At 41.1% G+C, this 341-nt stretch carries 1 protein-coding gene; it reads left to right on the top strand.

All coding sequences use genetic code 11. The features are described 5' to 3' along the window. A partial coding sequence (locus tag ACSVH2_RS14135) for a hypothetical protein (protein WP_438093823.1) occupies positions 1 to 341 on the top strand: 341 nt, incomplete at both ends.

Raw genomic sequence — 341 nt, forward strand, 5'->3', positions numbered from 1 at the left:
AGCAGGAACTGATGGTGCTACTACAATTTGCGAAACCAGTATTGCTACAATTGATTTATTTAGTTTAATTACAGGAGAGCAAACAGGAGGCGTTTGGACACGCACTTCAGGAACAGGTGGAGTATTCAATGCAGGAGCAGGAACTTTTACGCCAGCCGTTGGCGCTACAACTTCAACTTTCACCTATACTTTAGTAGGCGCTGCACCTTGTATAAATGCTACAAGTCTTGCTACAATAACAATAAATTCACAACCTAACGCAGGAGCCGATGGTGCTACCACAATTTGCGAAACCAGTATTGCTACAATTGATTTATTTAGTTTAATTACAGGAGAGCAAA

It is taken from the genome of Flavobacterium sp. RSB2_4_14, assembly GCF_051547085.1.
Taxonomy (GTDB): Bacteria; Bacteroidota; Bacteroidia; order Flavobacteriales; family Flavobacteriaceae; genus Flavobacterium.